Annotated in this window: 11 protein-coding genes; all 11 read left to right on the top strand. The window is 57.5% G+C overall.

The features are described 5' to 3' along the window. The first annotated feature begins 2 nt into the window (after positions 1-2). Genes ftsI through ftsA form a run of 11 tightly spaced genes read left to right on the top strand, consistent with a single transcriptional unit; the run spans position 3 to position 13,826 of the window. Positions 3-1,757, top strand: coding sequence for a peptidoglycan glycosyltransferase FtsI (gene ftsI, locus OOJ60_RS14590; protein WP_042290065.1), 1,755 nt, complete (start codon positions 3-5; stop codon positions 1,755-1,757). After that, positions 1,744-3,231 carry a UDP-N-acetylmuramoyl-L-alanyl-D-glutamate--2,6-diaminopimelate ligase gene (gene murE / locus OOJ60_RS14585; RefSeq protein WP_042290063.1) on the top strand — a complete coding sequence of 496 codons (1,488 nt, stop codon included), beginning with the start codon at positions 1,744-1,746 and terminating at the stop codon, positions 3,229-3,231. The genes ftsI and murE overlap by 14 nt, the downstream gene beginning before the upstream one ends. Continuing rightward, a complete protein-coding gene (gene murF / locus OOJ60_RS14580; RefSeq protein WP_181821981.1) occupies positions 3,228-4,586 on the top strand; it encodes a UDP-N-acetylmuramoyl-tripeptide--D-alanyl-D-alanine ligase in 1,359 nt (452 codons plus the stop codon). Before murE ends, murF begins: the two co-directional genes overlap by 4 nt. Beyond that, a complete protein-coding gene (gene mraY / locus OOJ60_RS14575; protein WP_012904478.1) occupies positions 4,580-5,662 on the top strand; it encodes a phospho-N-acetylmuramoyl-pentapeptide-transferase in 1,083 nt (360 codons plus the stop codon). Before murF ends, mraY begins: the two co-directional genes overlap by 7 nt. A gap of 2 nt (positions 5,663-5,664) precedes the next feature. After that, positions 5,665-6,981, top strand: a complete 1,317-nt coding sequence (gene murD, locus OOJ60_RS14570; protein ID WP_205612776.1) for a UDP-N-acetylmuramoyl-L-alanine--D-glutamate ligase — start codon at positions 5,665-5,667, stop codon at positions 6,979-6,981. Continuing rightward, positions 6,981-8,225, top strand: coding sequence for a cell division protein FtsW (gene ftsW, locus OOJ60_RS14565; protein ID WP_042290057.1), 1,245 nt, complete (start codon positions 6,981-6,983; stop codon positions 8,223-8,225). Before murD ends, ftsW begins: the two co-directional genes overlap by 1 nt. Beyond that, positions 8,222-9,289 (top strand): undecaprenyldiphospho-muramoylpentapeptide beta-N-acetylglucosaminyltransferase, encoded by a 1,068-nt coding sequence (gene murG, locus OOJ60_RS14560; RefSeq protein ID WP_205612775.1) that lies wholly within the window; start codon positions 8,222-8,224, stop codon positions 9,287-9,289. The genes ftsW and murG overlap by 4 nt, the downstream gene beginning before the upstream one ends. Positions 9,290-9,346: 57 nt before the next feature. Beyond that, on the top strand, positions 9,347-10,822 hold the full coding sequence (murC, locus tag OOJ60_RS14555) for a UDP-N-acetylmuramate--L-alanine ligase (protein WP_042290051.1): 1,476 nt from the start codon (positions 9,347-9,349) through the stop codon (positions 10,820-10,822). Next, positions 10,815-11,735 carry a D-alanine--D-alanine ligase gene (locus OOJ60_RS14550; RefSeq protein ID WP_060570728.1) on the top strand — a complete coding sequence of 307 codons (921 nt, stop codon included), beginning with the start codon at positions 10,815-10,817 and terminating at the stop codon, positions 11,733-11,735. The genes murC and OOJ60_RS14550 overlap by 8 nt, the downstream gene beginning before the upstream one ends. 1 nt (position 11,736) lies before the next feature. Further along, on the top strand, positions 11,737-12,567 hold the full coding sequence (gene ftsQ, locus OOJ60_RS14545; RefSeq protein WP_042290047.1) for a cell division protein FtsQ: 831 nt from the start codon (positions 11,737-11,739) through the stop codon (positions 12,565-12,567). Then, positions 12,564-13,826, top strand: coding sequence for a cell division protein FtsA (ftsA, locus tag OOJ60_RS14540; RefSeq protein ID WP_042290046.1), 1,263 nt, complete (start codon positions 12,564-12,566; stop codon positions 13,824-13,826). Before ftsQ ends, ftsA begins: the two co-directional genes overlap by 4 nt. Positions 13,827-13,828 lie beyond the last annotated feature (2 nt).

The following is a 13,828-nucleotide window of genomic DNA, read 5'->3' as shown; positions in this document are numbered from 1 at the left end:
GCATGACGCGTATAAAAGCGAAACGCCAGGAAGAACAAACCAACTTTATCAGTTGGCGTTTTGCGTTGCTTTGCGGCTGCATTTTATTGGCGCTGGGTTTTCTGCTGGGCCGCGTGGCCTGGTTGCAGATTATCGCCCCGGATATGCTGGTGCGTCAGGGCGACATGCGTTCGCTGCGCGTCCAGGAAGTCGCCACTTCCCGCGGTATGATCACTGACCGCTCCGGGCGTCCGCTGGCGGTCAGCGTGCCGGTGAAAGCGATTTGGGCGGACCCGAAAGAAGTGCATGACGCGGGTGGCGTCAGCGTCGGGGATCGCTGGAAAGCGCTCTCCACCGCGCTTAATATCCCGCTCGATCAGCTGGCTGCCCGCATTAACGCCAACCCGAAAGGGCGCTTTATCTATCTGGCGCGTCAGCTCAACCCGGATATGGCCGACTACATCAAAAAGCTGAAGCTACCGGGCATTCATTTGCGTGAAGAATCACGTCGCTACTACCCTTCCGGCGAAGTGACCGCTCACCTCATCGGGTTCACCAACGTTGACAGCCAGGGTATCGAAGGCGTCGAAAAAAGCTTCGACAAATGGCTGACCGGCCAGCCTGGCGAACGTGTGGTGCGTAAAGACCGCTATGGCCGCGTGATTGAGGATATCTCCTCCACCGACAGCCAGGCGGCGCACAACCTGGCGCTGAGTATTGATGAGCGCCTGCAGGCGCTGGTTTATCGCGAGCTGAACAACGCGGTGGCGTTTAACAAAGCGGAATCCGGCAGCGCGGTGTTGGTGGATGTGAACACCGGCGAAGTCCTGGCGATGGCGAACAGCCCGTCCTACAACCCGAACAACCTCAGCGGTACGCCGAAAGACGCGATGCGTAACCGGACCATTACCGACGTTTTTGAACCGGGTTCCACCGTCAAACCGATGGTGGTCATGACGGCGCTCCAGCGGGGTATCGTCAACGAGAACACGGTGCTCAACACCATTCCCTATCGAATTAACGGTCACGAAATCAAAGACGTGGCGCGCTACAGCGAATTGACCCTGACCGGGGTTCTACAGAAGTCGAGTAACGTCGGTGTTTCTAAGCTGGCGTTAGCGATGCCGTCCTCAGCGTTAGTAGACACTTACTCACGTTTTGGGCTGGGAAAAGCGACCAATTTGGGGTTGGTCGGAGAACGCAGTGGCTTATATCCTCAAAAACAACGGTGGTCTGACATAGAGAGGGCCACCTTCTCTTTCGGCTACGGGCTAATGGTAACGCCGTTACAGTTAGCGCGAGTCTACGCAACCATCGGCAGCTACGGGGTTTACCGTCCGCTGTCGATCACCAAAGTTGATCCCCCTGTTCCGGGAGAACGCATCTTCCCGGAATCCATCGTGCGCACTGTCGTACATATGATGGAAAGCGTGGCCCTGCCGGGCGGTGGCGGCGTGAAAGCGGCAATTAAAGGTTATCGCATCGCGATTAAAACCGGGACGGCGAAAAAAGTCGGACCGGATGGCCGCTACATCAACAAATACATTGCTTATACCGCGGGCGTTGCGCCTGCGAGTCAGCCGCGCTTTGCGCTGGTTGTTGTTATCAACGATCCGCAGGCGGGTAAATACTACGGCGGCGCCGTGTCCGCGCCGGTCTTTGGTGCCATCATGGGCGGCGTACTGCGCACCATGAACATCGAGCCGGATGCGCTGGCCACGGGCGAAAAAAGTGAATTCGTAATTAATCAAGGCGAGGGAACAGGTGGCAGATCGTAATTTGCGCGACCTTCTTGCTCCGTGGGTACCAGGTTTACCTGCGAGAGAACTGCGAGAGATGACACTCGACAGCCGCGTGGCTGCTTCGGGCGATCTCTTTGTGGCAGTGAAAGGTCATCAGGCGGACGGGCGTCGATATATCCCGCAGGCGATAGCGCAAGGTGTGGCTGCCATTATTGCAGAAGCGAAAGAAGAGGCGACCGACGGCGAAGTTCGTGAAATGCACGGCGTACCGGTCATCTATCTGAGCCAACTGAACGAACGTTTATCTGCACTGGCTGGTCGCTTTTATCACGAACCCTCTGAAAACATGCGTCTGGTTGGCGTGACCGGCACCAACGGTAAAACCACCACCACACAATTGCTGGCGCAGTGGAGCCAACTGTTGGGCGAAACCAGCGCGGTGATGGGCACCGTCGGCAATGGCCTGTTGGGGAAAGTGATCCCGACTGAAAATACCACCGGGTCGGCGGTAGATGTGCAGCATGTCCTGGCGGGACTGGTCGATGAAGGCGCCACCTTTGGCGCAATGGAAGTCTCTTCGCACGGTCTGGTGCAGCATCGCGTGGCGGCGCTGAAATTCGCCGCGAGCGTCTTTACCAATCTCAGCCGCGATCACCTGGACTATCACGGTGACATGGAACAGTACGAAGCGGCAAAATGGCTGCTTTTCTCCACGCATCATTATGGTCAGGCCATTATCAACGCGGATGACGAAGTGGGTCGCCGCTGGCTGGCAAATCTGCCGGACGCGGTTGCCGTCTCGATGGAAGACCACATCAACCCGAACTGCCATGGCCGTTGGCTGAAGGCAGTCGACGTGAACTATCACGATAGCGGCGCGACGATTCGCTTTGCTTCAAGCTGGGGTGAAGGCGAAATCGAAAGCCGTCTGATGGGCGCCTTTAATGTCAGTAATCTGCTGTTGGCGCTGGCGACGCTGCTGGCGCTGGGCTATCCGCTGAGCGAACTGCTGAAAACCGCCGCGCGTTTGCAGCCGGTTTGCGGTCGCATGGAAGTGTTCAGCGCGCCGGGTAAAACCACCGTGGTGGTTGACTACGCCCACACCCCGGATGCGCTGGAAAAAGCGTTACAGGCGGCGCGTCTGCACTGTACCGGTCAGCTCTGGTGCGTCTTTGGCTGTGGCGGCGATCGCGACAAAGGTAAGCGTCCGCTGATGGGGGCGATCGCGGAAGAGTTTGCCGATGTGGTTGTCGTTACCGACGACAATCCACGTACCGAAGAACCGCGCGCTATTATCGATGACATTCTGGCGGGAATGCTGGATGCCGGACACGCCCGGGTGATGGAAGGCCGCGCCGAGGCGGTCACGAACGCCATTATGCAGGCGAAAGAAAACGACGTGGTGCTGGTAGCGGGTAAAGGTCATGAAGATTACCAAATCATCGGCACGCAGCGTCTCGACTATTCTGACCGCGTAACCGCAGCGCGGCTGCTGGGGGTTATCGCATGATTAGCGTAACGCTCAGTCAACTTGCCGGCATCCTTAACGGCAAACTGAAAGGGGACGATCTGACCCTCGACGCCGTGACCACCGATACGCGCAAACTGACGCCGGGCTGCCTGTTTGTGGCGCTGAAAGGCGAACGCTTTGACGCCCATGATTTTGCCGCCCAGGCGAAAGAGGGCGGAGCGGGGGCGCTGCTGGTCAGCCGTCCGCTGGACTGTGACTTGCCGCAACTTGTCGTTCAGGACACCCGTCTGGCGTTTGGCGAACTGGCCGCGTGGGTTCGCGCGCAGGTACCGGCTCGCGTAGTCGCGCTGACCGGTTCCTCCGGCAAAACCTCCGTCAAAGAGATGACCGCCGCTATTCTGAGTCAGTGTGGCAAAACCTTATACACCGCAGGCAATCTTAATAATGATATCGGCGTACCGATGACGCTGCTGCGGTTAACCGAAGAATATGACTTTGCCGTTATTGAATTAGGCGCCAATCACCAGGGCGAAATTGCGTGGACCGTCAGCCTGACGCGACCAGAAGCGGCGCTGGTCAATAATCTGGCTGCCGCGCATCTTGAGGGCTTCGGCTCTCTGGCGGGCGTGGCGAAGGCGAAAGGCGAAATCTATACCGGCCTGCCGGAAAACGGCATTGCCATTATGAACGCCGATAACAACGACTGGCTGAACTGGCAAAGCGTGATTGGCGACCGTAAAGTCTGGCGCTTTTCCCCGAATGCCGCCAACAGCGATTTTACCGCGACCAACATCCATGTGACCTCGCACGGTACGGAGTTCACCCTCCAGACGCCGGTGGGGGGCATTGATGTGCTGTTGCCGCTGCCGGGGCGTCACAACATCGCCAATGCGCTGGCGGCTGCGTCGCTGGCGATGGCTGTCGGCGCGCCGCTTGAGGCGATCAAATCCGGCCTCGCGGATCTGAAAGCGGTGCCGGGACGTTTGTTCCCGGTTCAGTTGGCAGAAAACAAGCTGCTGCTGGATGATTCCTACAACGCTAACGTCGGATCGATGACCGCCGCCGTACAGGTACTGGCCGAAATGCCGGGCTACCGCGTACTGGTGGTGGGCGATATGGCGGAGCTGGGCGCAGAAAGCGAAGCGTGCCATGTGCAGGTCGGCACTGCCGCGCGCGCGGCGGGGATCGACAGTGTACTGAGTACAGGAAAACTGAGCCATGCCATCAGCGAGGCCAGCGGCACAGGCGAGCATTTCGCGGACAAATCCGCGCTGATCGCCCGTCTGAAGGCGCTGATTGCAGAGCAACAGATCATTACCATTTTAGTGAAGGGTTCACGTAGTGCCGCCATGGAAGAGGTAGTACGCGCATTACAGGAGAATGGAACATGTTAGTTTGGCTGGCCGAACATTTGGTCAAATATTATTCCGGCTTCAACGTCTTTTCCTATCTGACGTTTCGCGCCATCGTCAGCCTGCTGACCGCGCTGTTCATCTCTTTATGGATGGGCCCGCGCATGATTGCCCGTTTGCAAAAGCTCTCCTTCGGTCAGGTCGTGCGTAACGACGGTCCGGAATCTCACTTCAGCAAGCGTGGGACGCCGACGATGGGCGGCATTATGATCCTGACGGCGATTGTGATTTCCGTGCTGCTGTGGGCTTATCCGTCCAACCCGTACGTCTGGTGTGTACTGGTTGTGTTGATTGGCTACGGCATTATTGGTTTTGTTGACGACTACCGCAAAGTGGTGCGTAAAGACACCAAAGGGCTGATTGCCCGCTGGAAGTATTTCTGGATGTCGGTGATTGCGCTGGGTGTGGCATTCGCCCTGTATCTCGCCGGAAAAGATACGCCTGCCACCGAGCTGGTGGTGCCGTTCTTTAAAGACGTCATGCCGCAGTTGGGCCTGTTCTACGTCCTGCTGGCGTATTTCGTGATTGTGGGGACGGGGAATGCGGTGAACCTGACCGACGGTCTGGATGGCTTAGCCATTATGCCTACCGTCTTCGTCGCTGCGGGATTTGCCCTGGTGGCGTGGGCGACCGGTAACATGAATTTCGCCAACTATCTGCATATTCCGTATCTGCGTCATGCGGGGGAACTGGTGATCGTCTGTACGGCGATAGTCGGCGCGGGATTAGGTTTCCTGTGGTTCAATACTTACCCGGCGCAGGTCTTTATGGGCGATGTCGGTTCGCTGGCGCTGGGCGGCGCGCTGGGGATTATTGCTGTGCTGCTGCGTCAGGAGTTCCTGCTGGTGATTATGGGCGGCGTGTTTGTCGTGGAAACCCTGTCGGTGATCCTGCAGGTCGGCTCCTTTAAACTGCGCGGACAGCGTATTTTCCGCATGGCGCCGATTCATCACCATTATGAACTGAAAGGCTGGCCGGAACCGCGCGTGATTGTGCGCTTCTGGATTATTTCGCTGATGCTGGTGCTGATTGGCCTGGCAACGCTGAAGGTACGTTAATCATGGCTGATTACCAGGGCAAAAACGTCGTCATTATCGGTCTGGGGCTTACCGGACTCTCTTGCGTGGACTTTTTTCTTGCCCGCGGCGTGACTCCTCGCGTGATGGACACCCGGGCGACGCCGCCGGGGCTGGATAAACTACCCGAAGCGGTTGAGCGCCACATTGGCAGCCTGAATGAAGACTGGCTGCTGGCGGCGGATCTGATTGTCGCCAGCCCTGGTATTGCCCTGGCGCACCCGGCGCTGAGCGCCGCCGCCGACGCAGGCGTGGAAATTGTCGGCGATATTGAACTGTTCTGCCGTGAAGCGCAGGCGCCGATTGTGGCGATTACCGGCTCGAACGGCAAAAGTACGGTCACCACGCTGGTGGGCGAGATGGCGAAAGCGGCAGGCGTAAACGTCGGCGTCGGCGGCAATATCGGCCTGCCCGCGTTGATGCTGCTGGATGCCGAGCGCGAACTGTACGTTCTGGAATTGTCCAGTTTCCAACTGGAAACCACCTGCAGTCTGCAGGCGGTGGCGGCGACGATCCTCAACGTGACTGAAGATCATATGGATCGCTACCCGTTTGGTCTGCAGCAGTACCGCGCGGCGAAACTGCGCGTCTATGAGAACGCCAAAGTGTGCGTCGTCAATGCTGACGATGCGCTGACCATGCCGGTGCGCGGCGCCGATGCGCGTTGCGTCAGCTTCGGCGTAAACATGGGTGACTACCACCTTAACCGCCAGCAGGGCGAAACCTGGCTGCGGGTGAAAGGCGAAAAAGTGCTGAACGTGAAAGAGATGAAACTCAGCGGGCAGCACAATTATACCAATGCCCTGGCGGCGCTGGCGCTGGCGGACGCCGCAGGTTTACCGCGCGCCAGCAGCCTGAAAGCCCTGACCACCTTTACCGGCCTGGCGCATCGCTTCCAGCTGGCATTGGAGCACAACGGGGTGCGCTGGATCAACGATTCGAAAGCCACCAACGTGGGCAGTACCGAGGCGGCGCTGAACGGGCTGCACGTTGATGGCACACTGCATCTGCTGCTGGGCGGCGACGGCAAGTCGGCGGATTTTTCGTCGCTTGCGCGCTACCTCGACGGCGATCACGTGCGGCTGTACTGCTTTGGTCGCGATGGGGCGCAGCTTGCCGCGCTGCGTCCGGAGATCGCCGAACAGACAGAAACCCTGGAAGAAGCAATGCGCCTGCTGGCGCCGCGCGTGAAGTCGGGTGATATGGTTCTGCTCTCTCCGGCCTGCGCCAGCCTCGACCAGTTTAAGAATTTTGAGCAACGGGGTGATGTCTTTACCCGTCTGGCGAAGGAGTTAGGTTGATGCGTTTATCTCTCCCTCGCCTGAGACTGCCGCGCCTGCCGGGATTTGGCATCCTGGGCTGGATCTTTGCGGCGCTGAAAGGCTGGGTGATGGGCTCGCGGGATAAAGACACCGACAGCCTGGTGATGTACGACCGTATGCTGCTGTGGCTGACTTTTGGCCTGGCGGCGATCGGTTTCGTGATGGTGACTTCGGCATCTATGCCGGTAGGCCAGCGTCTGGCGGGCGATCCGTTCCTGTTTGCCAAACGTGACGCGCTCTATATTTTACTGGCATTTTGTCTGGCGATGATCACGCTACGCCTGCCGATGGAGTTCTGGCAGCGCTACAGCACCACGATGCTGATCGCCTCGATCATCATGCTGTTGATCGTACTGGTGGTCGGCAGCTCGGTGAACGGGGCATCGCGCTGGATTGCGCTCGGGCCGCTGCGTATTCAGCCGGCGGAATTCACCAAGCTGTCGTTGTTCTGTTACCTGGCGAACTATCTGGTGCGCAAGGTCGACGAAGTGCGGAACAACCTGCGCGGTTTTTTAAAACCGATGGGCGTGATCCTCGTACTGGCGGTTTTGCTGCTGGCGCAGCCTGACCTCGGCACCGTTGTGGTGCTGTTCGTCACCACGCTGGCGATGCTTTTTCTGGCCGGGGCGAAGCTGTGGCAGTTCATCGCCATCATCGGCATGGGGATTTCGGCGGTCGTGCTGCTGATCCTCGCAGAACCGTATCGTATTCGCCGCGTGACTTCGTTCTGGAACCCGTGGGAAGACCCATTCGGTAGCGGTTATCAGCTCACGCAGTCTCTAATGGCGTTCGGTCGCGGGGAAGTCTGGGGACAAGGGCTGGGTAACTCAGTACAGAAACTGGAGTATTTGCCGGAAGCGCATACCGACTTCATCTTCGCCATTATTGGGGAAGAACTGGGTTATATCGGTGTGGTACTGGCACTTTTAATGGTATTCTTCGTCGCTTTTCGCGCGATGTCGATTGGCCGTAAGGCGTTACAGATTGACCACCGCTTTTCCGGCTTTTTGGCTTGCTCTATCGGGATCTGGTTTAGTTTCCAGGCGCTGGTTAACGTGGGGGCCGCGGCGGGGATGCTGCCAACCAAAGGTCTGACGCTGCCGCTTATCAGCTACGGTGGCTCAAGTCTCTTGATTATGTCGACGGCAATCATGATGTTGCTGCGAATTGATTATGAAACACGTCTGGAAAAAGCCCAGGCGTTTACACGAGGTTTACGATGAGTGGTCAGGCGAAGCGGTTGATGGTGATGGCGGGCGGTACCGGCGGACATGTGTTCCCGGGGCTGGCGGTCGCGCACCATTTAATGGCTCAGGGCTGGGATGTTCGCTGGCTGGGCACCGCAGACCGTATGGAAGCGGATTTAGTTCCAAAGCACGGAATTGACATTGATTTCATCCGCATCTCCGGGCTGCGCGGGAAAGGCGTCCACGCGCTGCTGGCCGCGCCGCTGCGTATTTTCAATGCGTGGCGTCAGGCGCGCGCGATCATGAAGTCATTTAAGCCTGACGTCGTGCTGGGGATGGGCGGCTATGTTTCCGGCCCTGGCGGCCTTGCCGCGTGGTCATTGGGTATTCCGGTGGTGCTGCACGAACAAAACGGCATTGCCGGGCTAACCAATAAATGGCTGGCGAAAATTGCCACCAAGGTTATGCAGGCTTTCCCGGGCGCGTTCCCGAATGCGGAAGTGGTAGGGAACCCGGTTCGGACTGACGTGCTGGCGTTACCGCTGCCGCAGGATCGCCTTCCAGGGCGTGTTGGCCCGATTCGCATACTGGTGGTCGGTGGTTCCCAGGGGGCGCGCGTACTGAATCAAACGCTGCCGCAGGTTGCCGCGAAACTCGGTAATGCCGTGACCATCTGGCATCAAAGCGGAAAAGGCGGGCAGCAGACGGTCGAACAGGCTTACGCCAGCGCCGGGCAACCGCAGCATAAAGTGACTGAATTTATAGATGATATGGCCGCCGCTTACGCATGGGCCGATGTGGTGGTATGTCGTTCAGGCGCCCTGACGGTCAGTGAGATCGCCGCAGCCGGTTTACCCGCGCTGTTTGTGCCGTTCCAGCACAAAGACCGGCAGCAGTACTGGAATGCGCTACCGCTGGAAAAAGCGGGCGCCGCTAAAATCCTTGAGCAGCCGCAGTTTACCGTGGATGCCGTTGTGAACACCCTGTCCGGGTGGGATCGGGACGTATTACTGGAGATGGCGCAACGCGCGCGCGCGACGGCCATCCCGGATGCCACTGAACGGGTGGCGAAAGAAGTCAGCCTGGCAGCCCGGGCTTAACCCTCGCAGCGCGTGTTGCGCTGCACGAATTTTTTGAAGTAGTTAATGGCGTAAAGAATGAATACACAACAACTGGCAAAACTGCGTTCCATCGTGCCCGAAATGCGTCGCGTTCGGCACATTCACTTTGTCGGCATCGGTGGTGCCGGTATGGGCGGTATTGCCGAAGTTCTGGCTAACGAAGGTTATCAGATCAGTGGTTCCGACTTAGCGCCAAACCCGGTGACGCAGCAGCTTACCAACCTGGGAGCGACGATTTACTTTAACCATCGTCCGGAAAACGTGCTCGACGCCAGCGTGGTGGTGGTCTCCAGCGCGATCTCCGCCGATAACCCGGAGATCGTGGCGGCGCATGAAGCGCGCATACCGGTGATCCGCCGCGCGGAGATGCTGGCGGAGCTGATGCGTTTTCGTCATGGTATTGCGATTGCCGGGACGCACGGCAAAACGACCACCACCGCGATGGTTTCCAGCATATACGCGGAAGCGGGCCTGGACCCCACCTTTGTCAACGGCGGTCTGGTGAAAGCGGCGGGCGTGCATGCGCGTCTCGGGCATAGCCGTTATCTGATTGCGGAAGCAGATGAGAGCGACGCATCGTTCCTGCACCTGCAACCGATGGTGGCGATTGTCACTAACATCGAAGCCGATCATATGGATACCTACCATGGCGACTTCGAAAATTTAAAGCAGACGTTCATTAATTTCCTGCATAACCTGCCGTTTTATGGTCGTGCGGTGATGTGCGTTGACGACCCGGTGATCCGCGAGCTGTTGCCGCGCGTCGGGCGTCAGACCACGACTTACGGCTTTAGCGATGATGCTGACGTTCGCGTGGAAGATTATCAGCAGATCGGTCCGCAGGGGCATTTTACGTTGCTGCGTCAGGGGATGCCTGAGCTGCGTGTAACCCTGAACGCACCGGGGCGTCATAATGCGTTGAACGCCGCGGCTGCCGTGGCGGTGGCGACGGAAGAGGGCATTGCCGACGACGCTATTTTACGTGCGCTGGAAAGTTTCCAGGGCACCGGTCGCCGCTTCGACTTCCTCGGGGAATTCCCGCTTGAGCCAGTAAATGGCAAGGCCGGAACGGCGATGTTGGTGGATGATTACGGTCATCACCCGACGGAAGTGGACGCGACTATCAAAGCCGCTCGCGCGGGCTGGCCGGATAAAAACCTGGTGATGCTGTTTCAGCCGCACCGCTTTACGCGTACCCGCGATCTGTACGACGACTTTGCTAACGTGCTGACTCAGGTTGACGCTCTGTTGATGCTGGATGTGTATGCCGCCGGGGAAACGCCGATTCCGGGCGCTGACAGCCGTTCGCTGTGCCGCACGATTCGCGGGCGCGGTAAGATCGACCCGATTCTGGTTCCCGATCCGGCGCAGGTCGCTGAAATGCTGGCGCCGGTCTTAACCGGCAATGATTTAATTCTGGTGCAGGGTGCGGGAAATATCGGCAAAATCGCGCGTTCCTTAGCTGAAATCAAACTGAAGCCGCAAATTCAGGAGGACGAGCATCATGGCTGATAAAATCGCGGTCCTGCTGGGGGGGACATCCGCTGAACGTGACGTGTCGCTGAATTCCGGCGCGGCGGTGCTCGCCGGGTTGCGTGAAGGCGGCGTGGATGCGCATCCTGTCGATCCGAAAGAGACCGACGTGACGCAACTGAAAGCGATGGGGTTTCAGAAAGTCTTTATCGCGCTGCACGGTCGTGGGGGCGAAGACGGTACGTTACAGGGATTGTTGGAGTTGATCGGCCTGCCGTATACCGGTAGCGGCGTGATGGCTTCTGCCATCTCCATGGATAAATTGCGCAGTAAATTGCTGTGGCAGGGCGCGGGGTTACCCGTTGCGCCATGGGTGGCGCTGACTCGCGCCCAGTTTGAGAAAGGCCTCAGCGAGGCGGTCGTCACGGAAATTTCTGCGCTCGGTTTACCGCTGATCGTGAAGCCCAGCCGCGAAGGTTCCAGCGTCGGCATGTCGAAGGTTTCGGAATATGATGGTTTACACAGCGCCTTAGCGCTGGCATTTCAGCATGATGAAGAAGTATTGATTGAAAAATGGCTTAGCGGACCGGAATTTACCGTTGCGATACTGGGTGAAGAAATTTTACCGTCGATACGTATCCAACCCGCTGGAACCTTCTATGATTATGAGGCGAAGTATCTGTCTGATGAGACACAATATTTCTGCCCGGCGGGTCTGGAATCCGATCAGGAGACCCATTTGCGCGCTTTAGTGCAAAAAGCATGGTCAACGTTAGGTTGCGAAGGTTGGGGGCGTATTGACGCCATGCTGGATAGCGATGGGCAGTTTTATCTGCTGGAAGCGAATACCTCACCGGGTATGACCAGCCACAGTCTGGTGCCGATGGCGGCGCGACAGGCCGGGATGAGCTTCTCGCAGTTAGTGGTACGTATTCTGGAGTTGGCGGACTGATATGTCGCAGGCGGCGCTGAACACGCGAAACAGTGACGAAGAGGTGTCTTCATCACGTCGCAATAATGGAACGCGTCTTGCAGGAATTTTATTTCTGCTGACGGTGCTGTGTACCGTGTTTGTCAGCGGCTGGGTGGTGTTGGGCTGGATGGAAGACGCGCAGCGTTTACCGCTGTCAAAACTGGTGTTGACCGGCGAGCGGCACTACACGAAAAATGATGATATCCGGCAGTCAATTCTGGCGCTGGGCGCGCCCGGCACCTTCATGACGCAGGATGTTAATATCATTCAGAACCAGATTGAACGCCTGCCGTGGATCAAGCAGGCCAGCGTCAGAAAGCAATGGCCCGATGAATTGAAGATTCATCTGGTTGAATATGTGCCGATAGCGCGTTGGAATGATCAGCATATGGTGGACGCCGAAGGAAATGCTTTCAGCGTGCCGTCAGAACGTACCAGCAAACAGGTCCTGCCGATGCTGTATGGCCCGGAAGGCAGCGCAAGTGAAGTGTTGCAGGGCTATCGCGAGATGGGACAGATACTGGCGAAGGACAGATTTACTCTGAAGGAAGCGGCGATGACCGCACGTCGTTCCTGGCAGTTGACGCTGAATAACGATATTAAGCTCAACCTTGGCAGGGGCGACACGATGAAACGTTTGGCTCGCTTTGTAGAACTCTATCCGGTTTTACAGCAGCAGGCGCAAACCGATGGCAAACGGATTAGCTACGTTGATTTGCGTTATGACTCAGGTGCGGCAGTAGGGTGGGCGCCCTTACCGCCTGAGGAATCTACTCAGCAACAGAATCAGGCACAGGCAGAACAACAATGATCAAGGCGACGGACAGAAAACTGGTAGTTGGACTGGAGATTGGCACCGCGAAGGTTGCCGCTTTAGTAGGGGAAGTTCTGCCCGACGGTATGGTCAATATCATTGGCGTGGGCAGTTGCCCGTCGCGCGGTATGGATAAAGGCGGGGTTAATGACCTTGAGTCGGTAGTGAAGTGCGTACAGCGCGCTATCGACCAGGCAGAACTGATGGCGGATTGTCAGATTTCCTCTGTGTATCTGGCGCTTTCCGGCAAGCACATTAGCTGTCAGAATGAAATCGGCATGGTGCCGATTTCCGAAGAAGAAGTGACGCAGGAAGACGTGGAAAACGTCGTGCATACCGCGAAGTCGGTGCGCGTACGCGATGAGCACCGTGTGCTGCACGTGATTCCGCAGGAATATGCGATTGACTATCAGGAAGGCATCAAAAATCCTGTCGGTCTTTCCGGGGTGCGAATGCAGGCGAAAGTGCATTTGATCACCTGCCACAACGATATGGCAAAAAACATTGTGAAAGCCGTTGAACGTTGTGGCCTGAAAGTTGACCAACTGATATTTGCCGGCCTGGCGGCCAGCTATTCCGTATTGACGGAAGATGAACGTGAACTGGGCGTCTGCGTCGTGGATATCGGGGGTGGTACAATGGATATCGCCGTTTATACTGGCGGGGCGTTGCGCCATACCAAGGTGATACCTTATGCAGGTAACGTGGTCACCAGCGACATTGCCTACGCTTTCGGTACGCCGCCAAGCGACGCCGAAGCGATCAAAGTTCGCCATGGCTGCGCGTTGGGTTCCATCGTCGGTAAAGACGAAAGCGTTGAAGTGCCGAGCGTGGGCGGTCGTCCGCCGCGCAGTCTGCAGCGACAAACGCTGGCGGAGGTTATTGAGCCGCGCTACACCGAGCTGCTCAACCTGGTCAACGAAGAAATATTGCAATTACAGGAACAGCTTCGCCAGCAGGGGGTGAAACATCATCTTGCGGCGGGGATTGTGTTAACCGGTGGCGCAGCGCAGATCGAAGGTCTTGCTGCCTGCGCCCAGCGCGTGTTCCATACGCAGGTGCGTATCGGTGCGCCGCTGAATATTACTGGTCTGACGGATTACGCTCAGGAGCCGTATTACTCGACGGCGGTGGGGCTGCTTCACTACGGGAAAGAGTCCCACTTAAATGGTGAAGCTGAAGTAGAAAAACGCGTAACAGCTTCGGTCGGCTCGTGGATCAAGCGTATCAACAGCTGGCTGCGTAAAGAGTTTTAATT

The organism is Citrobacter sp. R4 (assembly GCF_026719175.1).
Taxonomy (GTDB): Bacteria; Pseudomonadota; Gammaproteobacteria; order Enterobacterales; family Enterobacteriaceae; genus Citrobacter_A; species Citrobacter_A sedlakii.
The sequence above is the reverse complement of the archived record's forward strand: the minus strand, read 5'-3'. Positions and strand labels throughout refer to the sequence as shown.